At 37.5% G+C, this 21903-nt stretch carries 20 protein-coding genes and 1 pseudogene; 15 read left to right on the top strand and 6 right to left on the bottom strand.

Annotated elements, in window-relative coordinates; genetic code table 11:
- Window positions 1–3: 3 nt before the first annotated feature.
- The 13 genes from H3T47_RS00420 to H3T47_RS00360 all read left to right on the top strand — a co-directional run bounded on the left by H3T47_RS00420 (window position 4) and on the right by H3T47_RS00360 (window position 14664).
- Window positions 4–783 (top strand): ParA family protein, encoded by a 780-nt coding sequence (locus tag H3T47_RS00420; RefSeq protein ID WP_038521105.1) that lies wholly within the window; start codon window positions 4–6, stop codon window positions 781–783.
- The gene (locus H3T47_RS00415; protein ID WP_038521108.1) at window positions 761–1648 is read left to right on the top strand and encodes a ParB/RepB/Spo0J family partition protein; all 888 of its coding nucleotides are present in this window, start codon (window positions 761–763) and stop codon (window positions 1646–1648) included. Before H3T47_RS00420 ends, H3T47_RS00415 begins: the two co-directional genes overlap by 23 nt.
- Window positions 1641–1916 carry a DUF951 domain-containing protein gene (locus H3T47_RS00410; RefSeq protein ID WP_199282179.1) on the top strand — a complete coding sequence of 92 codons (276 nt, stop codon included), beginning with the start codon at window positions 1641–1643 and terminating at the stop codon, window positions 1914–1916. Before H3T47_RS00415 ends, H3T47_RS00410 begins: the two co-directional genes overlap by 8 nt.
- 25 nt (window positions 1917–1941) lie before the next feature.
- Complete coding sequence (gene ychF, locus H3T47_RS00405; protein WP_046326687.1) at window positions 1942–3042, top strand: redox-regulated ATPase YchF; 1101 nt, start codon at window positions 1942–1944, stop codon at window positions 3040–3042.
- 10 nt (window positions 3043–3052) lie between these two features.
- Window positions 3053–3844, top strand: coding sequence for a DUF1129 family protein (locus tag H3T47_RS00400; protein WP_109917989.1), 792 nt, complete (start codon window positions 3053–3055; stop codon window positions 3842–3844).
- Window positions 3845–3991: 147 nt separating this feature from the next.
- Window positions 3992–5716, top strand: coding sequence for an ABC transporter ATP-binding protein (locus H3T47_RS00395; protein ID WP_046326689.1), 1725 nt, complete (start codon window positions 3992–3994; stop codon window positions 5714–5716).
- Between the two features lie 9 nt (window positions 5717–5725).
- Complete coding sequence (locus tag H3T47_RS00390) at window positions 5726–7588, top strand: ABC transporter ATP-binding protein (RefSeq protein WP_199282178.1); 1863 nt, start codon at window positions 5726–5728, stop codon at window positions 7586–7588.
- Window positions 7589–7771: 183 nt separating this feature from the next.
- Window positions 7772–9298 (top strand): ABC transporter permease/substrate-binding protein, encoded by a 1527-nt coding sequence (locus H3T47_RS00385; RefSeq protein ID WP_199282177.1) that lies wholly within the window; start codon window positions 7772–7774, stop codon window positions 9296–9298.
- 1 nt (window position 9299) lies between these two features.
- Window positions 9300–10268, top strand: coding sequence for an ABC transporter ATP-binding protein (locus H3T47_RS00380; protein WP_199282176.1), 969 nt, complete (start codon window positions 9300–9302; stop codon window positions 10266–10268).
- 177 nt (window positions 10269–10445) lie between these two features.
- On the top strand, window positions 10446–11132 hold the full coding sequence (locus tag H3T47_RS00375) for a response regulator transcription factor (protein ID WP_038521131.1): 687 nt from the start codon (window positions 10446–10448) through the stop codon (window positions 11130–11132).
- Window positions 11133–11136: 4 nt separating this feature from the next.
- Window positions 11137–12303, top strand: coding sequence for a cell wall metabolism sensor histidine kinase WalK (locus H3T47_RS00370; RefSeq protein ID WP_046326693.1), 1167 nt, complete (start codon window positions 11137–11139; stop codon window positions 12301–12303).
- Window positions 12304–12336: 33 nt separating this feature from the next.
- Complete coding sequence (locus H3T47_RS00365; protein ID WP_038521137.1) at window positions 12337–13887, top strand: UDP-N-acetylmuramoyl-L-alanyl-D-glutamate--2,6-diaminopimelate ligase; 1551 nt, start codon at window positions 12337–12339, stop codon at window positions 13885–13887.
- A 30-nt stretch (window positions 13888–13917) separates the two neighbouring features.
- Entirely contained in the window at window positions 13918–14664 is a 747-nt protein-coding gene (locus H3T47_RS00360; protein ID WP_199282175.1) for an aspartate/glutamate racemase family protein, read from the top strand.
- Window positions 14665–15411: 747 nt separating this feature from the next.
- Here H3T47_RS00360 and H3T47_RS00355 read toward each other — a convergent pair.
- Both H3T47_RS00355 and H3T47_RS00350 read right to left on the bottom strand, forming a co-directional pair.
- On the bottom strand, window positions 15412–15651 hold the full coding sequence (locus tag H3T47_RS00355) for a hypothetical protein (RefSeq protein ID WP_046325869.1): 240 nt from the start codon (window positions 15649–15651) through the stop codon (window positions 15412–15414).
- Between the two features lie 24 nt (window positions 15652–15675).
- Window positions 15676–16179, bottom strand: a complete 504-nt coding sequence (locus tag H3T47_RS00350) for a hypothetical protein (RefSeq protein ID WP_199282174.1) — start codon at window positions 16177–16179, stop codon at window positions 15676–15678.
- Window positions 16180–16825: 646 nt separating this feature from the next.
- Here H3T47_RS00350 and H3T47_RS09225 point away from each other — a divergent pair.
- Complete coding sequence (locus H3T47_RS09225; protein ID WP_233335794.1) at window positions 16826–16960, top strand: IS3 family transposase; 135 nt, start codon at window positions 16826–16828, stop codon at window positions 16958–16960.
- Window positions 16912–17148, top strand: a pseudogene (locus H3T47_RS09220) (IS3 family transposase); the annotation flags it as partial. The gene H3T47_RS09225 and the pseudogene H3T47_RS09220, both read left to right, overlap by 49 nt.
- 65 nt (window positions 17149–17213) lie before the next feature.
- On the opposite strand, the gene H3T47_RS00340 reads toward H3T47_RS09220, so the two are convergent.
- The 4 genes from H3T47_RS00340 to H3T47_RS00325 are packed head-to-tail and all read right to left on the bottom strand — an operon-like array spanning window position 17214 to window position 21891.
- Window positions 17214–18485 carry a PTS galactitol transporter subunit IIC gene (locus tag H3T47_RS00340; RefSeq protein WP_187159439.1) on the bottom strand — a complete coding sequence of 424 codons (1272 nt, stop codon included), beginning with the start codon at window positions 18483–18485 and terminating at the stop codon, window positions 17214–17216.
- 29 nt (window positions 18486–18514) lie between these two features.
- Complete coding sequence (locus H3T47_RS00335; protein WP_046326699.1) at window positions 18515–19516, bottom strand: 2-hydroxyacid dehydrogenase; 1002 nt, start codon at window positions 19514–19516, stop codon at window positions 18515–18517.
- Between the two features lie 25 nt (window positions 19517–19541).
- A complete protein-coding gene (locus H3T47_RS00330) occupies window positions 19542–20303 on the bottom strand; it encodes an SDR family NAD(P)-dependent oxidoreductase (protein WP_038521180.1) in 762 nt (253 codons plus the stop codon).
- A gap of 31 nt (window positions 20304–20334) precedes the next feature.
- Window positions 20335–21891 (bottom strand): FGGY-family carbohydrate kinase, encoded by a 1557-nt coding sequence (locus tag H3T47_RS00325; RefSeq protein WP_199282173.1) that lies wholly within the window; start codon window positions 21889–21891, stop codon window positions 20335–20337.
- Window positions 21892–21903: the final 12 nt, after the last annotated feature.

Genomic DNA, 21903 nt, shown 5'->3' with positions numbered 1-21903 from the left:
AATATGGTGAGTGTAATTTCGGTTGCTAACCAAAAAGGTGGTGTCGGTAAAACGACAACTACAATCAATTTAGCAGCTTCAATTGCGGAACGTGGGTACCAAGTTTTAATTGTAGATATTGATCCACAAGGTAATGCAACTTCTGGATTGGGAATAGAAAAATCCGAGATTGATCAAGATATTTATAGTGTGTTGATTGACGATGTTCCTCTTAAAGATACGATTTTCCATACTTCTACTAACCGCCTCGACTTAGTTCCAGCAACTATTAATTTGTCAGGAGCTGAAACAGAATTAATTAGCATGATGGCACGGGAAACCCGCTTAAAATCTGCTTTAGACACAATTAGTGAAAATTATGATTTTATTTTTATTGATTGTCCACCGTCTTTAGGGCAGCTGTCGATCAACGCTTTTACAGCATCAGACTCAATTTTAATTCCTGTTCAAAGTGAATATTATGCTATGGAAGGTCTAAGTCAGCTACTCAACACCATTAGGTTAGTCCAAAAACACTTCAATAAAGACTTGGGTGTTGAAGGTGTTTTGCTCACAATGCTGGATGCACGGACTAATTTAGGCGCTGAAGTAGTCAAAGAAGTACGCTCCTATTTTTCTAATAAAGTATATAAAACTATTATTCCGCGGATTACCAAATTGGCTGAAGCGCCAAGTTATGGTGAAGCAATTACAGAATATGCTCCTAATTCCCGCGGAGCTGAAGTTTACGACGATTTAGCCAAGGAGGTGTTAAAGAATCATGGCAAGAAACTCAAGAAATAAGGATACCAAAAAGCATGGTGGTCTCGGTCGCGGCATCGAAGCGCTGTTTGAAGACGAACCTCAGATCGAAGACAACGAAGAAGAAATCCAAGATCTTAATTTAAGCGATATTAGACCCAATCCATATCAACCACGTAAAAATTTTGATGACAAGTCACTGAAGGAACTGGCTGATTCTATTAAAGAAAATGGTGTCTTTCAGCCTATAATTGTGCGTAAGTCTATTAACGGCTATGAAATTATTGCCGGTGAAAGACGGTTTAGGGCTTCGAAGATGGCCAAGAAAGGCACAATACCTGCTATAGTCCGTGATTTTAGTGAAAGTCAAATGATGGAAGTGGCAGTGTTAGAAAACTTGCAACGTGAAGATTTAACACCGCTTGAAGAAGCTCAAGCTTACGAAATGTTGCAAAAAAACTTGGGCCTTACCCAAGAAGAAGTTTCTAAGAGAATGGGTAAATCTCGTCCGTATATAGCCAACTACCTGCGTTTATTGACTTTACCTAGCAAAACTAAGCATTTGCTGCAACATGGTGATCTTTCAATGGGTCAAGCGCGGACTCTTTTAGGTTTGAAAAACAAAGATAAAATTGATGAAGTGGCTAAACAAGTGGTTAAAGAAGGAATGCCGGTCAGAAAAGTGGAAGCTTTGGTTGCTAACCTTAATTCCAAAAAGCCCCGCAAGAAGACTGTTAAAAAGTCTGCTTTTATTCGGGCCACAGAGCATCAATTAGCGGATAAACTAGGATCTAGTGTCAATATTTCTGAAAATAAAAAGGGCAGCGGTCATTTGTCAATAGGATTTTCATCAGTTGACGAATTGAACAGAATACTTGATGTTTTGGGAGTAGATCTTGATGAATAAAGAAATCTCCTATAATTTAGCTGATACTGTACTCATGAAGAAGCCTCACGCTTGTAAGACTAATGATTGGGAAGTTTTGCGTTTAGGAGCAGATATCAGATTAAAATGTATGGGATGTGGTCACATTGTAATGATGCCCAGATCTAAATTCACACATAATCTGAAAAAAGTCTTAACTAAAGCAAATGATCCCGTTAATGTTAAAAATGAGCTTTATGTACCTAAAAGTGACATAGCGCGACCAAATTTTAATCAAGATAATAACTAGTTTTTGTTAAAGAAAGAGGATAAAAATGTCATTAACTGCTGGGATTGTTGGACTACCAAATGTCGGCAAATCAACATTGTTTAATGCTATTACCAAAGCTGGTGCGGAAATGGCCAATTACCCATTTGCTACAATCGAACCTAATGTGGGCATGGTTGAAGTTCCAGATAAAAGACTGGCAAGGATTCAGGAATTAATTCCTGCTAAAAAGATTGTTCACACTACTTTTGAATTCACCGATATTGCTGGTTTAGTTAAAGGTGCTTCCAAAGGAGAAGGCCTAGGCAACAAGTTTTTGGAAAATATTCGTCAAACTGACGCAATAATTCATGTTGTGCGGGCTTTTGAAGATGATAATATTACTTCTGTTACCGGCAAAGTTGATCCGGAAGAAGACATTAATACTATTAATTTAGAACTCGCAATTGCCGATTTAGATGCTGTTAACCGCCGGATTAATAAGGTTAAAAAGATTGCCCAGCAAAATGATAAAGAAGCTAAAGCTGAATTTAATGTTTTACAAAAAATCAAGCCGGTTTTAGAAGAAGGCAAGGCAGTACGCTCCATCAGTTTTAATGAGGACGAGCAAAAGATCGTCAAAGGCTTGTTCTTGTTAACTGATAAACCTGTGATTTACGTAGCTAATATTGCAGAAAGCTCAATGGCTGAACCTGAAAAAGATCAGTATTACCAAATTGTTAAAAAGCACGCTGAAAGTGAGAATGCTGAATGCTTAGGTATTTCTGCTGCTACTGAGGAAGAAATTGCTGGTTTAGAAGATGATGAAAAAGCTGAATTTTTAGAGGCAGAAGGCGTAACTGAATCTGGACTTGACCGTTTAATTCGTGCAGCTTACCACATTTTAGGACTCAGAACATTCTTTACAGCTGGTGGACCGGAAACGCGAGCTTGGACTTTCCATGAAGGAATGAAAGCTCCACAAGTTGCGGGAGTTATTCACTCTGACTTTGAGCGGGGCTTTATCCGCGCAGAGGTAGTTTCATTTACTGATCTTGATCAATATGAAACTATGCAAAAAGTTAAAGAAGCAGGTAAATTACGTCTTGAAGGTAAAGACTATGAAGTTCAAGATGGTGACATTATTGAATTTAGATTTAACGTTTAGGAAAAAAATAATGGCAGAAAAGAAAACTGAAGAACAGGCTAATCAAGCTAACATAGATGTAAATAAGCAACAAAAGCTTAAAGAGAAAGTAATCAACCAAAACAGGGACGATGAAGTTAAGCAGATGACACCCACTGAATTACGTAAGCAACTCAGTAATAAGAACTCCGATTACGTTTTTCGTTTGCAAAAAGAACTCGAAGCTCAGGGAAAAATGAGCAGTGAAGATGCACAAAAGCGTATTGATGCCCTTTTAAGTGATTTAGTAGTTGCCCAGCGTCACGGACAACCTGCTAGCACTTACTATAATATGTCTCCTAAGTTAAAAGCAGCAGACATGTTGAAGCCTAAGAAAAGAAAAGCGTCAGATATACCATTTTGGCAATATGCTACGGATAATGCAATGTTTTACACCGCCTTATTCTTTGGACTTTTTGGTTTAGTAGGTTTGTTCCAAAAAAATGAAAAGTATAATCCACAGACTGGTGTTTTGACTTTGCTGGTTATTGGCGTAACTTTAGGAGTCTTCATGACTAAATACAACGATTGGGTTGTTCCCAGTACCGGTAAGACTAAGAAGATACCGTGGTCCAAGTTTATTTGGAGTTCTATTTTGTTAATGGTAGTTCTCTTTTTATTCCTCTACATCGTCTCAATACCAGCGTTTCGCATTATTAATCCTGCTTTGCCTGCTATATATAATCTCATTATTGCAGCTGCAGTTTATGGTATTCGGTGGCTCTTTAGGAAGCACTACCAAATTATTGGTTCCGCCTTTGCTCCAGCTGATAGGAGCAAATAAAGTGTTTTTTGTCAAGAAAAGAGCTATACTTAGATAACTATATATTTTAAAGGATAAATAGATTTATCATAGGTCTATTTATCCTTTTTAAACTGAATTCACTTACGAAATTAAGCAAATGCAGTAAAAATCAGAAAGGGGTATTCAATGATTAATACGCTGCGTAAATCAATTAGGCAGTATAAAAAACTATCTTTACTGTCGCCTTTATTTGTTACTGGTGAAGTTATCATTGAAATGTTAATACCGTATTTAGTTGGTATTTTGATTGATAATGGAATAATGAAAGGGAACATGGACTATATTACTAAGAGTGGTATAGTTTTGCTGGTGTTAACCCTGGTTTCACTTATTTTAGGTTCAGGTGCCAGTTACGCTTCCGCACATGCCGCAGCTGGATTTGCCGCTAATTTACGTAAAGACATGTTCTATCATGTGCAGGATTATTCTTTTGAAAATATTGATAAATTTTCAAGTGCCAGTTTGGTAACGAGAATGACGACTGATGTTAACAACATTCAGATGTCTTACCAAATGCTAATAAGAATTGCAGTCAGAGCGCCAATGATGTTGCTGGTTTCAATCATCATGTCTGTTATTGTCAGCCCGCGGTTGTCACTGGTTTTTGTTGTGGTTGCGCCCATTTTTGTAATTCTTTTGGGCTTGGTTATCAAGAGTGCCAGCAAGTATTTCCCTAAAATCTTCCGCGGTTACGACCGCATGAACCAGGTAGTTAGGGAAAATATCCGCGGTATCCGTGAAGTTAAGACTTATGTGCAAGAAGAAGCGCAGACTGTTAAATTTAAAAAGTCAGCCGGCTTTATTTATAAGTTATTTGCTACAGCACAGAAAATTATGTCGCTTAACTCAATGATCGTTATGGCGGTGTTAAACATTTCCAACTTGGCTATCTGCTGGTTTGGTGCAAAAGAAATAGTTGGCGGTAGTTTGCAAACCGGTCAACTGATTTCAATGTTTTCATATTCTAACTCTGTTTTGGGCAGTTTGAATATGCTGGCTATGATTATTACCCAGTTAGTTGTTTCAGGTGCTAGTGGTCATAGGGTTGCAGCAGTCGTCAATGAGAAACCTTCAATTGAAAATCCACGCAAGCCATTAAAACACATGAACAACGGCGAAGTGATTTTTGATCATGTAAACTTTAAGTATGATCCAGATGATAAAAACCTGGCCTTGAATAATATCAACCTCAATATTAAAACTGGTGAAACGATTGGTATTATTGGTCGGACAGGTTCTTCTAAGTCAACGCTAGTGTCAATGATTCCGCGTCTTTACGACACAGATTCAGGAGCCGTGCGGGTAGCGGGACATAACGTGAAGTCTTATGACCTGAAGACCCTGCGTGATAACGTTGCTATGGTTTTGCAGAATAACGTTCTCTTTTCCGGTACTATCAAGGAAAATTTGAAGTGGGGTAATGAAAACGCCACTGATGAGGAGATTATTGCTGCAGCCAAAGTTGCTCATGCTGACGACTTTATCCGCGAAATGCCGGATCAATACGATACAATGGTTGAGCAAGGTGGTAATAATGTTTCTGGGGGACAAAAACAAAGAATTACTATTGCGCGGGCATTATTGAAAAAGCCTAAAATCTTAATACTGGATGATTCTACTTCTGCAGTGGATACACAGACTGAACGGCAGATTCGTGAGGCTTTAGGTCAGAATATGCCAGACACAACCAAGATTATCATTTCTCAGAGAATTGTATCTATTAAGGATGCAGATCGCATCATAGTAATGGATGAAGGAAAAATCCAGGACATCGGTACACATGATGAATTGATGAAACGTAACGATTTATACAGTTCAATCGCTAAGTTCCAAGAAGAACAAAAGAAGTAGGTGATTAATTTGGATAAAGCAGTAGAAAATAATAAAACTAAGAGTACGGCAAAGCGTACGAAAACTCTGGGACGTCTGCTCAAATTAGTTGCCAGTACCAGTCCCTGGATGCTCATTACTTCAAGCGTTGCGATTATTTTAACCGCCGCAGCAAATGTTTTAGGGTCATTATTTATTGAGCGTTTAATCAATGACTATATCATTCCGCTTACTAAAGAGGCTCAACCTAACTTTGGTCCGCTTTTACATGCAATTGCCGTGATGTTTGGTTGCTATGCCATTGGTTTTATTTCCAACTATCTTTTTGCCGTATTAATGGCGGTTTTAGCGCAAAAAGTGCAGTTCAGGGTTCGTAACGAAATGTTCGAACACATGGAAAAATTGCCTATTTCATATTTTGACGAAAATGACTACGGCGATATTATGAGTCGCTACACTAACGATATTGATACGTTAATGCAGATGATTTCACAGTCAATTCCGCAATTTATGAATTCAGCATTAAACTTAATTTTTGTGTTAGGAGCAATGCTGACATTAAGCTGGCAATTAACTATTTTTACATTATTTGTTTTTGCACTCTCAATCATTATTGTTCGCTTCTTGACTGTCCGTTCTTCACATTTCTTTAAATTGCAACAAAAGGAATTGGGACAAGTTAACGGTTATAATGAGGAAATGCTTAATGGTCTTAAGGTTATCAAGGTCTTTAGTCATGAACCAGAAGTCGAAGAAGACTTTAATGCTTACAACGAATCCTTAAAGGAAGCTGCTGGCAAGGCTAACACCTACGCTACAGTTTTATTCCCAATTATGGGCAACATGGGCAATTTGCTGTATGTTTTAATTGCAGTCTTAGGTGGAGCGGTTGCTATCAATCGTATTGCCCCGCTTTCTCTGGGTGTAATTGGTGCCTTTTTACAGTTATCTAAACAGTTTGCTATGCCAATTGCTCAGATTTCACAGCAGTTGAATTCTATTGTGATGGCCTTAGCTGGTGCTGAAAGAATTTTCAATCTAGAAGATCAACCAGTTGAAGTTGATGACGGTGACGTAACTATTACCAAAGATGAAAACGTCAAGGGTGCATGGCACTGGAATGTGCCGCAAAAAGACGGTTCTATCAAGAAAATTACGGTTAAAGGTCATATTGTGTTTGACCACGTTAACTTTGGTTATTCACCGAATAAACAAATTCTGTATAATATTTCCATTGATGCTAAACCAGGTATGAAAGTAGCATTAGTTGGTGAAACCGGTGCTGGTAAAACCACTATTTCAAACATGATCAATCGTTTTTATGAAATTAATTCAGGAACGATCACTTATGATGGTATTCCAATTAGCAGGATTAAAAAGGATGATCTGAGAAGGTCATTATCAATAGTTTTGCAAGACACTCATATGTTTACCGGAACGGTGATGGACAATATCCGCTTTGGTAATGCTGAAGCTAGTGACGATGATGTTTATCAAGCAGCCCACTTATCTCATGCTGATGAATTTATCCATCATTTAGATGAAGGCTATAAGACTATTATTGATGGTAACGGCGGCGATTTATCTCAAGGTCAAATGCAACTACTCAGTATAGCGCGGGCAATGATTGCCGATGAATCAGTGATGATTCTGGATGAAGCAACTTCAAGTATTGACACGCAAACTGAAAAATTGGTCCAGGCGGGTATGGATAATTTGCTTGCCGGCAGAACCAGTTTCGTTATTGCGCACCGTTTATCAACAATAATTAACTCAGATTTGATTTTGGTCTTGGATCATGGTCATATTATTGAAGCTGGTAATCATGATCAGCTCTTAAAGAAAAAGGGCTACTATTACGAGCTGTATACGGGTAAAAAAGAAATAGAATAAGTAAAAATATTCCTAGTTTTTAAATGACTGGGAATATTTTTTTGTGTCAATCAAGACTATAAGCAATTATTACTTTTAAAATATGAGTTTGTGTTATGGTAAAGCAAAAGAATTTAACAGACTAGAGCTATTATTATTTTAGTTATTAACCTAAAAATTGACGTAAAGCGAAGGAATTAAGCAATGAATCAAATTATACAAATCTTAAGTGAACGCAAGGGTGATTTGGGGATTGCCTTATTGCAGCATTTACAAATATCACTTCTTTCATTGCTGATTGCAATGGTAATTGCAATGCCGTTAGCTTTTTGGGCTGTAAAGCATAGCAAGGCAGCAGAATTTTTACTGCAAGTTGCCAGTATTCTGCAAACAATTCCTTCTTTAGCATTGCTGGGTTTATTAATTCCCCTAGTCGGCATTGGCACAGTCCCAGCAGTAATTGCGCTTGTAGTCTATGCTTTATTGCCAATTTTTCAAAATACCTATTTAGGCTTAACTGAGATTGATCCGGCACTGGAAGAAGCCGCGGACGCATTCGGGATGTCTCGCATGCAAAAATTGCTCAAAGTGGAATTGCCGTTAGCAATGCCTACTATTATTTCGGGTATCAGAACTGCTTTGGTTTTAATTATTGGCACCGCCACTATGGCTGCTTTAATTGGCGCCGGCGGTCTTGGTAGCTTTATCTTGCTGGGAATAGACCGCAATAATACTGGGTTAATAGTAATTGGTGCAGTTTGCTCTGGCGTTTTGGCTATTACCCTAAGTGCTTTAATTAAGTGGTTAGAACACGCCTCTGTCAAAGCAGCTTTGGGTATTTTGCTGGTCAGTGTCTTGTTTTTAGCAGGCAGCGGTATTTATGAAGCTGCCGCAAATCAAAAAGAAACTATTACTATTGCCGGTAAACTGGGATCTGAACCTGATATTTTAATTAATATGTATAAGGAATTAATTGAACAAGGGGACCCTCACGTTCAAGTTACTTTAAAACCTAATTTTGGTAAGACCACTTTTTTATTCAGTGCTTTGAAAAACGGTAAGATAGATATCTATCCGGAGTTTACGGGAACTGTTTTGGAAACTTTTGCTAAAACTTCATTCAAAACAGCGGGTTTAACCGAAAAAGAAACTTATGAAAAGGCCAGAAATTTAATGAATAAACAGGATAAGCTCACACTGCTTAAACCTATGGCCTATGATAATACCTATGCTTTAGCCGTTAAAACATCATTTAAAAAGAAAAATCATTTGGCCAAAATAAGTGATTTAGCAAACATTACCAATCAGTTAAAGGGTGGCATGACGCTAGAATTTATTGATCGTGATGATGGCTTTAAAGGAATTAAAAAATTATATCAAATTGATTTCCCTGTTAAATCAATGGAACCGGCATTGCGTTATCAGGCAATTGACCAAAATAAAGTTAATATTGTTGATGCCTACTCAACAGACAGTGAATTAAGGCAATATCATTTAAGTATCTTAAAGGATGACAGGCATAATTTCCCGATTTATCAAGGCGCACCTTTAATGAGCAATGATTTTGCCCACAAGCACCCCCAAATTGTCCGTAGTTTGAATAAGCTGGCTGGTAAAATAACTGAAAAACAAATGCAGGAGATGAACTACAAAGTAAATGTTAAAAACATGGATCCAGGACAGGTAGCGCATGACTTTTTAGTGAAACAGCATTTGCTTAAGGAGAATTAAAATGACTTCAGCGATTAAATTTGAACATGTAAAAAAATCTTTTGCTGATAAAGTAGTGGTAAATGATCTTAATCTTGATATTCAGCAGGGTGAGCTTTTTGTTCTTGTGGGCAATTCTGGCAGTGGGAAAACTACTTCTATTAAGATGATTAACCGTTTAGAAGACCCTAATGGCGGCCGCGTTTTAGTCAATCAGCGTCCTACTACTGAATATAACGTGCAGAAATTGCGCTGGCAAATTGGTTATGTGTTGCAACAAATTGCTCTTTTTCCTAATATGACGGTTGCTAAAAATATCACCCTAATTCCTGAAATACAGGGAAATAAAGGCAATTTAGCAGAAACTGCCGCCAAGTTACTACAAGAAGTGGGGCTGAATCCAGAGGAATATGCTAAGAGATACCCTCATGAATTATCTGGTGGTGAGCAGCAGCGAATTGGTATTTTACGGGCAATCGCCTCTAAGCCGCCGATTGTTTTAATGGATGAGCCCTTTAGCGCCCTTGATCCTCTTTCTCGTGCCAATTTACAAAGCTTGGTAGTTGATCTGCATAAGCAACTGCACAATACCATTATCTTTGTTACCCATGACATGAATGAGGCTTTACGTTTAGCTGATAGGATCGCCATTATGAAAGATGGGCAATTATTGCAGGTTGATCAGCCTCAGGAAATATTGCGGCATCCGGCAAATAAGTATGTCAAGGACTTTTTCAAGGGCAGTCTTGGTAATGACTTGTATGAAACACCTTTAAGGCAAGCCGCTTTGTTTAATGAATTTAAGCAGAAAAAAACAGCAACACTAGCATCTATGACTAAGGTTAGAGCTGATGAGAAACTTGCCAAGGTCTTAGCAATCTTAAGTGAGCAGGAAGAAGTTGCCGTGCAAAATGAAAATGGCGCATTTTTAGGTTTCGTTGACCGACAATGGCTTGTGGCATACTTAAATGGTATTAATAAATTAAACTAAAAATGAGCTGGAGTTTTTCCAGCTTTTTTAATAAAACGATAAAGTTGTGCCTGAATATTAGTAGTTTGTTACAAAATTGTCTAAAATATTAGACATAAGTTCTGCTACACTATATTTAGTAGACTACAAAAATAAAACAAATATAATTAATAAATAAAAAGAAGGGAAATAAGCCCTATGAAAATTTTAGTTGTCGATGATGATAAAGAAATCGTCGAATTGTTAAGTATTTACCTTAAAAACGAAGGATACACTCCCGTTGTCGCCTATAGCGGCAAGGAAGCAATTACCAAGCTGACGACTACTCCAGATATTGCATTGATGATTTTAGATGTCATGATGCCTAATATGAGCGGTATTGATGTTATTAAAGAAGTACGCAAGGATTCAGATATTCCTATTATTATTGTATCAGCCAAAACCGGCGATATGGATAAAATTCAGGGATTAATTACTGGAGCCGATGACTATGTGTCTAAACCATTTAATCCGTTAGAGGTAATGGCGCGTGTTCGTTCACTGTTACGTCGTAGTCAAAAGCAGGTTAAAGACGATGAACCTGATATTTTAGAGGTAGGGCCGCTAATTATTAACCGTGATTCTCATGAAGTTAAAACGATTGATGGTCAGGATATTCAATTAACAGCTTTAGAATTTGGCATTCTGTACTTATTAGCCAGTCACCCTAACCGCGTATTTTCTGCTGATGAGATCTTTGAACGAGTTTGGCAACAAGAGTCAATTGTTTCCGCTAAGACTGTCATGGTACATGTTTCGCACTTGCGCGATAAGATTCAAAAAGCGACTGGCGGCGAGGATGTCATTCAGACTGTTTGGGGTGTAGGCTATAAAGTTGAGGCTTAGCTAAATGAAAAAAGAACGGGTCAAGCTGACAGCTGCTGAAAAGAGTGAGTTGTTTGCTGAAGGTGTGATAACTGTTATTCTGCTCCTGCTATTAAACCTGTCAGTAGTTATTTTAATCAACTTGACAATTTTACAAAATAAAAACCTGGTTAATGGCATTTATTTTTTAAAAAGGACTATTACTTTTGCTGGTGGACGCCACTTATGGTCATGGCAGAATACCTTTATCATTTTTATGGGCGTTGGTGACTTAATCGTTCTTTATTGGCGGTTAATTCGGCGCTATCACCAAATGCAATTAAGGCACGTTATTTCCGAATTGCATTATATTGCTAAAGGACATTTTGACCATACCATATCTTTTAAGGTTAAAACCGATTTGCAAAAGGTTATTGATTCAATCAATTCACTGGTTGACAGTACCGTGAATGCAATTAATGAAGAAAAAGCAATTGAAAAGTCTAAAGACGAACTGATTAGCAATGTTTCTCATGATATCAGGACACCTTTGACTTCTATCATCGGTTACTTAGGACTACTTAAATCGGGGGTGTCGGATCCAGCAGATCAACAAAAATATCTTAATATTGCGTATATGAAAGCAGAACAAATGAAGTCGCTGGCTCACGATCTGCTTGAATATACCACGTTAAAATCAACTAGTACCAAACTAAACTTGTCTTCTTTGCATATTTTTTCTATGTTAGAACAAGTAGCAGCTGGTTTTGAATTCGAAGGTCAGGAAAAAGGGATAGTGTTTAATATTGAAGCCAGACCGAAGAATTTAACCATTGAAGCTGATGCGGAAAAGTTGGTTCGCGTTTATAACAACCTGATTACCAATGCTTTAAAGTACGGCACCGGTGCCACGCAGATCAACCTGATTGCCAATTTAGTTAACAACAATGAGGTAGAGTTACGCGTAGAGAATAATGGTGCCCAAATTCCGGCTGATTCGCTTAAAAAAATCTTTGAACGTTTTTACCGGGTGGAAGGTTCACGAAATACTCAAACCGGTGGTACAGGACTGGGATTATCAATTACCAAAAGCATTGTTGATTTACATCATGGTAAAATTCGCTGTGAATCTGATCAGGATTGGACCCGTTTCATTATTTGCCTGCCATTAAACTTAAAGAGTGAGCAAAACCCCGGCGCAGCTGTGGTATAATTTTGACTGAGATAATAAATAGAGGAGTATAGCATGAGTATTTCTTTAAATACCTGTATTTTAATTTTAAAAGAACACCATCTGCTTAAGTCCAGCGCAGTTCAAGATACTGTTTCATCTAAAATGGAATATGTGTCTTATGACTCACGCGATGTTCAAACGAACACACTGTTCTTTTGTAAGGGAGCCGGCTTTCGCCCCACATACTTATCAATGGCAAAAGCTAATGGTGCTAACTGCTATGTAGCTGAACAGCCTTACCCAGAAGGTAAAGGAATGCATGCGCTAATTGTGCGCAATGTTTCAAAGGCAATGGCTTTGTTATCTGCTGCCTTTTTCCGCTTCCCGCAAGATGATCTGTTTGTAGTAGCGATCACGGGTACAAAAGGTAAGACGACCACGGCGTACTTTTTAAAAGGGATGCTGGATCAAATGAATGGTGGCAAAACCGCCTTAATTTCATCTGTTAATACAGTAGTAGGGCCAGAAAAAGAAGATACTTTTAAATCAAGTTTGACTACGCCCGAATCATTAGACTTGTTCCGTGATATGAGAACAGCTGTTGATAATGGCATGACCCACATGGTTATGGAAGTATCGAGCCAAGCATATAAGAAAAACAGAGTATTTGGTTTGACCTATGATTTAGGTTTCTTTTTAAATATTTCTCCAGATCATATTGGACCAAATGAGCATCCTAACTTTGAAGACTATCTGCATTGCAAATTGCAGCTATTGGTTAATGCACGCAAGTGTATTATTAATGCTCAAACTGATCGTTTTGCTGAAGTTTATGCTGCGGCCACAACAACTACTGATCCAGACAGTATTTACTTATTTGCTGATGAGAAATTTACTAATCCAGATTTAAAACAGACGATTGATTTTCGCTTTGCAACTGAGGAGCTGGACATGGTGCGGACAAAATTCCAAGTGCTGTGCGTAACTCCTAAAGCAAAGAAGCTGAATATCAGTGGTAACTACCAGTTGAAAATGTTAGGTGACTTTAACGAATCTAACGGCACAGCTGCTGTAATTGGAGCAGGACTAGCGGGTATGGATCATGATTCCGCTGCTAAAGGCATTAGTCAGGTTACAGTACCTGGACGGATGCAAACCCAAGTTACCAAGGACCACGGTGTGGTAGTTGTAGATTATGCTCATAATGAAGCGTCAATGATGGCACTAATGGGCTTTATGCAACGTGAATTTGATAATCCTAGGATTATTGTGGTTGTGGGCGCACCCGGTGATAAGGGCGTTTCGCGGCGTCCAGGATTTAGTCATAGCTTAAATGCGTTTGCTGATAAGGCCTTTTTAACCACTGATGACCCAGGGTTTGAAGACCCACAGGAAATCGCCCAGGAAATTGATGCTGGAATTGATCATTCTAAGGTTGACGTCACAATTGAATTAGATCGAGAAAAGGCAATCACAGATGCTATCAGTATGTCTAAAAAGGGCGATATTGTTCTTATCTGTGGTAAAGGAGCAGATGGCTATCAAAAAGTGCGTGGTGTAGATACGCCATATCCTTCCGATATTACGGTTGCGCAACAAGTAATTGCTAAATTAGAAGGCTAAAAAACTTTAACGATTAGAAAAGTTGATATAATGAAAAATTTTTTTACTATTATTGGCGGAATGGGCACTATTGCCACTGAAAGTTTTGTGCGTATGATTAATCATCGCATTAAAATTACTAAGGATCAGGATTATTTAAATTATATTTTAGTGAATGATGCACAAGTTCCCGATCGCACCACTTATATTAAAGATCACAATAAGCCTAATTTTTTTAATGCCTTACGTGATGATGTTTTGCAGCAAGCGCCGCTAAAGCCTGACTTTTTTATCATGCCATGTAATACTGCTCATTATTTTTATGATGATCTGGCAAACTTAACTGATGTTCCCTTCTTAAATATGATGCGTATTGCCGTGCATAAGTTCTTAGTCGATTATCCCAATGAAAAAAAGATCGGGTTAATTGCTACAGAAGGGTCTATTTATGATCATTTATATGAAGATGAAATTAAGCAAGTAGGTCGCGAAGCTGAACTTGGCGGTCCAGAAATTCAACCAATGGTTACCGAATTGATCTACTCGAATATCAAAGAGAAGGGTGTAGTTGACAAAGAACTCTATCACCGGATATTGCGTACAATGCACGATCAATACGGTTGCAATGTGATTTTGCTTGGTTGTACGGAATTATCACTGGCTCAGGAAAAAGCGCCAGATCACCCTTATAATGTAATTGACCCGCAAGTTACTATTGCCGATGTTGCAATTGAACTGGAGTTGCAAATACGCTCAGGGATGGATCCACAAACAGTGGTTAAGAAGTATTTGTATTAAGGTAAATAAGCTGCTTAAAGAAGTTTAAAAAGATTAATAATCTGAAGTGACCCCCAAATTTAGGACAAATTTGGGGGTCACTTCAGTACACATCAAAGGTTCATGCTTTTTTTGTTTGGTCGTATTTTAATCGGTCATGCTATATTAATATATACAGGGGTAATTTTCACTTGGCGTTGAAAAAGGTGCTAAACAAATCGGGTTTAACATCTAATAATACATATGAGATAGCTAGTCCCATGCTCTTAGCGCGAGAGCTTTACTAACATCTACTCACGTTATAACCGATTTTGGGTTTAAGTAAAAAGTTTGCAGCAAAGCCAATAAGGATTAGCTACTCTGGGGTAAATCTTGGAAGGTGGCGAGAGCTATGCTAGCAACAAATGCTAGTTTGGCAGTCACTATATTATTTTTACCAGTAATTGCGCACGTATTATGCAAAATGATTGATCGGTATTTTTTAATGAAAGGTAGTAAATAAGCTGAAATGAAGCAATTGGTCTAATTGTTAAATTATCAGGTAACGAAAAAAGAGAAGGCTGTTAAATCAGTCTTCCCTTTTGCTATACGGCTTCAAATTCACAAACATTTATTTGCTGCAGTTTTAAGCCGTACAGCTCTAAGTTTCGTAACAACTTTGCTTAATGTACACTATGTTAAGCGAAGTTGCTTTGGTATATATGGAATTATTTTTTGATTAGGTATTTAATTTGCTTAATTTGTAATTAATTTGCGTATTTGGGTTGCTTATTTTTTGTTATTTCTGAAGAATATCATCCACTCATAAACACATGTAATAACTGTTATTAGATAATCATACCAATGAAAAGCTTTTGCAAAGCCCACCAGAGAGAGGAGAAACACGGCAATCAACGCTAAAGTAAAAAAGATAGGTATAGCAAGCGTCATATTATATCTGGCAAGCCAAGTATCGATTGGCAAAAGCTCTAGAGCCAAGATAATGATTATTATTAAAGTAGTATTCATGTTGTAGTCACACCTTTAGATTATTTATAGATAAATAAATACGATTGTTCGTGTGGTCCAGTAAGCGACTGTGCTGTTAAAGTGAAGATAATGAATTAGTGCATATCGTATACCATCTTCAGCTTTACCTTCATAATCAGTTAGAAAGTTTACAAAAGCTTTTAGTGGCTTAGCTTTTAAACTGTTACCAGTAATTTTAGCAACGTATTTGGCAATTTTCTTAATTGTTTCTAACTTTAAACTACGCGTCAGGTTATTGTTTTGTTCAGTAATTTTATCTTGTAAGAGAGTATTCTGTTGCTCCTCACTAAGTCCAGCACCATTAACAATTTGATCAAACTCATCTTGTTGATCTTTAGTTAATGAACCGTACAATGCCTCATATGAACTGTCGTTTTGATTTTCATTGGAATTACTTACGGAGTTATCCGTAGCAGCAAATGTATTTACTACAGTTGTTGCCATAGTCGTTCCTATAAAACTTGCTGCTGCAAGAGAAATTCCCAATTTTTTAATGGTACTTTTCATAATAGTACACCTTTCATAATATTTTTCGTCAATGTCGACATTGATATTAAAACTATAATTCAGTATAAAAATTTGTCAACAAATAATATTAAAAAATATTTATGTATATATAAATATATAGTTCATTAAATATCCAGTTAATTTGTGCTTGATAATATGAACTTATCAAATTTTTCAAAGATTAATAACTAGAAGATAAAATAAAAAATGACTCTTACGAGTCATTTGAAATATTGATTACTTATTTAAAAAACACAGTAGAAATTAATATTATAGTGGGTGCAAATATTGCCAAAATAACTTTAAATACGTTACTTTTAAACGTTAAGTTCCCTATTGTTAGTGAATAATTATAAGCCAGTTAGAAGTGATCTTAATATGTCTCAAGGTCTTATGCCCAATTACTTAAAAATTTTTTGCCGCCAGTGTTCATTTTTTCGAACTGGCTCTTTTAGGCCATTAGCAATATTTTTTCTTTACGTTCTAAAGAGCCCTGGCAGTTACCTAACTAAGACGTGAGCTTAAAGTCAGCGTAACTTTTATTCTTGATACCATTAATGCCAATCCCAATCTGCCCCATCTATACCGTAGTAATTACTACTACACTTTAAAGAAGAAGGATAAAGAGCGGGATAATCGAGAAATAATGGCTGAAATCAAAGCTATTTATGAAGAACACAAGCACCGCTATGGCTATCGCCGCATTACTGCAGAGCTTAGGCGTCGCAGTTTATTAGTCAATCAATGTCGCGCAAGGGCAATTCGCTTGATGATGGATTAATAGAAGGCTTCTTCGGGATACTCAAACGAGAAATGTTTTATGGCTTTGAAAAGCAGTTTAAGAATCTCACTGAATTGGAAGATGCGATTAGAGACTACATTGAGTATTACAATCAGAAAAGAATCAAGATTAAACTAAAATACACGACTCCGATTAAATATCGGAATCGTGCGTTAGGTCTTGCTTAATAATAAAATGTCTAACTTTTTAGTTGCACTTCAAAGTCTGAGGGTTTATTTTTGATTGAATTTGCTTAAATAATGGCAGCGATCCATTCGCTAACTTTAATAAATATCCAACCAATCCAAGTTGTAGCTGAGCCGACAATGTTGGTTATTGAACTAAATGATTTAATCGAAGTAACATTTGCTTGTAAAGCCGCTTTAGTAAATTCGGGTGCAATAGAAGTGCCAATATAAAAGATGGTGATGATAATTAATAAACCCGAGATAAGCATTCTGAAAATGTTACGATTGCAAAATGGTGCAACCAAAGCAAAGAGAAACATTAGTGAGGCTAAATCAGCAAAAGGCAGCACCTTATTACCAGGCAAAAGAAAGGCTAAAATTATTGCCAGTGGCAAGAGTAACAGTCCTGTTGAAAGCACTGATGGATCATCAATTAGTAAAGCGGTATCCATGCCAATGTAGAATTTTCTTTTAGGAAACCAATCCTTCAATTTGGCATTAACGTGATCTTTAACCATCACGAGTCCAGATACTAATACGTTAACAACTATGGGCAATAAGTACATTGAGGCAGCGATATTAACGCCTAATGTTAAAATCTTAGAAAAACTATAATTTGCCAAGATGCCCATTAATACACCAATAATTGCCCCAAAGCTGATTGGTTCGCCAAGTATGCCCAGTTTTTTGTTGATAGTTTCAGGATCTAACTGGATTTTATTCAAACCAGGGATATGTTCACAGATCCAATTACCAATGATACCGAAAGGCACCCAGGCCAAACATGTTAAGTGGGGAAAAGAAATACCATTTAAGTCTTTATTAGGAAATTTCTTTTGAATGATAGGTTGTGTAATATCAGCGATGATTAAAGTCAAAGTGTAAATAATCCAATCAGCAATAATAGCGATCCAGTAATTATTGGTCCCGGCGTAGATAACGGCGCCAACTAAGAGAAAGATCCAAAAATTAAAGATATCAAGATCAACCGTTTTAGTTAAATTTAAAAACAATAAGATTGCATTTATGACTAAAAAGCCTACTACTGCAACTAACATAATTGGCGAGCCCCAGCCGATAGTAGACGCCGTTCCCCAGCCAACATCTGTGACAGTGAGCTTTAAGCCTAGTCGTTCAACCATTGCTTTAGATGCTGGACCCAAAGCGCCAAGCATCAAGTTAATTACCATTGATACTCCGGTAAAGCCGACTCCAACCAGCATACCTGCTTTAAAAGCTTTTGCAGGGTGCATTCTGAAGATTAGACCAACGATAAAAAAGATGATAGGCATCATGACGGCGGAGCCCAAACCGATAATAGAATTAATAAAAGCCATTTAATAACCTCCAATTTATTTATTCATGGTTATTTTTGTGCACTTAAAAATCTTTCAGCAAATAGTTTTGGAGTATTCTTGAAAGCATCGGCGGTAGAACCAGCTAAGTGCGAGGTTAAAGTAACGTTTTCCAAACTTAAAAATGCAGAGTTTGCGGGTAATGGTTCATCGTCAAAAGTATCAATAGCTGCACCCGCAATTTTGCCCTGCTTGAGTACAGCAATCAGAGCTTTTTCATCGACCAGAGCTGAACGCGCCGTATTAATAAAGTAGGCGGTGGGTTTCATTAAATCGAACATATCCTGGTCAATAATGTGGTGGGTTTCTTCCGTAGCCCGCATGTGAATTGTAATGATATCGGATTGTCTAATTAGAGCTGAAATGCTGTCGATTTTTTCGGCATAAAGACTGTTACCCTTAACATAAGGATCGTAAAAAATAATTTTGGCACCAAAGCCCTTTAAAAATTGAGCTACTAATTGGCCGATGTGCCCAAAACCAATGATTCCAATGGTTTTACCACCAATTTCGGGAATATTATCTTTGTTAGGAAAATCCTTGTACCAAATGTCTTCGTGCATTTTGGCATTAGTACGGGCAATATTTCTGGTTTCGGCTAAAATCATACCAACGGTGAATTCCGCAACTGCTCGTGCATTGCGTCCGGCAGTGTTAATCACTTTAATCCCTTTACTTTGGGCATAATCCACATCTACATTTTCCATGCCACCTCTTAAAACACCTATATATTTAAGGTTTTGAGCCAGATCAATGACCTGTTTTCCGATTGGCATAAACTGCGTGATGATCATGTCATAATCTGCTATTTCAGCTAACAAATTTTGATCAGTAATTTCGATTGCATTTGCTCCTTCTTGTTCAATTTTGATATTGTCGTTTTGTAAACTTTCTACAGTTTCATGGCTCCAATCACGAATTTCCACAATGTCGCCATTTTCCTGAAATTGTGTTAAACCTGCTTTTAACATTTCGGGAGTAATCAAGTTATCTCCAAATGCTATTATTTTCATAATTATTCTCCTCTTAACTTTCTGATTAATGCATCAGCATTCCACCGGTTAAATCTACTGTTGCTCCAGTCATATAGCTATAGACGTCGGAAACTAACAGCGTACCCATTTTGGCAATTTCTTCTGGTTCAACCACTCTGCCCATTGGGATTCTGCTGACATAATAATTAGGATCTTTGTCAAGATTGGCCTGAATCATTCTGGTATGCATGATACCGATAGCAATATTGTTGCTATTGATACCGTTTTGAGCCTGTTCTCTGGCAAAAGAGGCATTAAAAGCTATTAAGCCTGCTTTTGATGCAGCATAATGAGAGTGTCCGGTTGTTGAACCATAGTAAGCGGCCTGACTAGTTACATTTAAAACGTGGCCGCCATGTTTTTCCTTATTGGCGGCAAGTGCGAATTTTTGGGCAAGTAGAAATGGTGCCCTAAGATTGGTTTTCATTTCCAAATCCCAATCTTGCTCTTTAATTTCCGTTACTTTGCCACTTAGCCAGATACCAGCGTTATTAATTAAAATATCTATTTGTCCCAACTGCTCGTGGGCTTCATCAAACAGTTTTCTGGCTTGATCAACTTGGGACAAGTCTGTTTTAAATCCGTAAGCTTTTTGATGAGTCTCTTTTTCTACTTTGTCCAGTGTTACTTCCGGGTGTTCTTTTTCATTTAAATAACTGAAAGCAACTGTGACGCCTTCTTTTGCTAAAGCTAAAACAAATTGCTGTCCTAAACCTGTAGCACCACCGGTTACTAATGCGTTTTTACCTTGTAGTCCTAGTTTCATTATTAATCCTCCTTAAAATTAAATTTTGTTGTTAGTTAGTTGTTTCTAACTGGGTATTGCCGATATCATTCCAAACAAAAGATTGGTCTTTAACTACTTTTTGATATAGGTCATATTTTTCCTGATAAACTTCTGCTAGTTCAGGATTAGGAGTAATTGTTCTTGAAATATGAACCATACTTTTTGCTGCCGCTTTAAAGTCGGTAAATAAGCCGGACATTACGCCAGCTGCCATAGCTGCTCCCATTGCGCCGTTTTCCTTAACGTTAACTAGTTCTAATGGCTTTTGAAAAATATCCGCAAACATTTGTAACCATACTTGTGAATTAGTGATTCCGCCGGCTATGCGAATTGGAGAAGACAAAACATTGGCATTTATTTTGAGCAATTTTTCAACGTGAGCTTTATGGGCGAAACAAACACCTTCATAAACTGCATTTACAAATTGGGCTAATGAGGTATCTTTTGAAGCCCCAATGAAGCCGGCAGATGAGTTCGCAATACCAGCGTTAGAGCCAAAAATGAATGGATAAAAAATCAGTTTGCTTTCCCAAGGTTTAACTGCTGCCACCAATTTTGAGCAGTAATCATAGATACTATGTTCATCATTAACGATCTTTAACAGTTGGGTATGATCCTTCATAAATGTTTCTGTGAACCAAGTTAAGTTAGAGCCGCTTGTAGGTGACGCCTCAGTTAAGAGATATTCGCCCTTAATCGGATAATCAGAAGTCATAAATAAGTCTTTAACAACTGAGATTTTGTTATCAATATACTGGTTAATGCTCCAAGTTCCAGTTACAATTGATAACTGATTGTGTTTAACCAATCCTGTTGAAAGTGCGCTTGCGGTGATGTCAAATAGCCCACCAGCTACTGGAGTTCCTTCACACAGTCCGGTTTTCTTGCTGACAGTTGCGGTGATTTTCCCGCATTCAGCAGTAGAATCAACTAATGGTGGAATCTTTTTTAGCCACTTTTTGATACCGAAAAATTCGAATACCTTTTCATCTAATTTTTCTGTGTCTTGGTTAAAAAGCGAGGTGCCACTTGCGTTTGAAATTTCAAAACCTGCCTTGCCGGTTAGCCAATATCTGACTAAGTCGGTAATCATGAAGACATATTCTGTTTTGTCATAGACTTCAGGTTCATTTTCATCAAGCCACTTTAAAAGGGCGGCTGGTTGTGAACTCCAAATAGTGGCGTAGGTTCTAGGTCTGACAGCTGTTTCATAATTTTTATCAGCAAGCCATTTTTCGACAATAGCACTGGCCCTATTATCTGTAGAAATAATGCCGTTGCGCACAAACTGACCATTCTTACCGATTAAGTAAAGGCCATTACCATGACCAGTCATACCGACCCCGGCAATTTCTTTCGGGTTAATTTTTGATTTTTGCAAAACATCATGAATGACCTGAAAGTTTACTGCTCTTAATTCAGACATATCCCTTTCAGTCCAGTATTCATGAGGTGTTATCATTTCCGTATATATTGTGGACTTTGCAATTTCGTTGCCGGCAGCATCATAAATAGCTGCCTTAGTTGAAGTACCACCATTATCTATTCCCATTAAATATTTGGTCATTTTATACCTCTT

The sequence above is a fragment of the Lactobacillus sp. W8093 genome, from assembly GCF_016100925.1.
Taxonomy (GTDB): Bacteria; Bacillota; Bacilli; order Lactobacillales; family Lactobacillaceae; genus Lactobacillus; species Lactobacillus helsingborgensis.
This window is presented reverse-complemented; position numbering and strand designations above follow the sequence as displayed.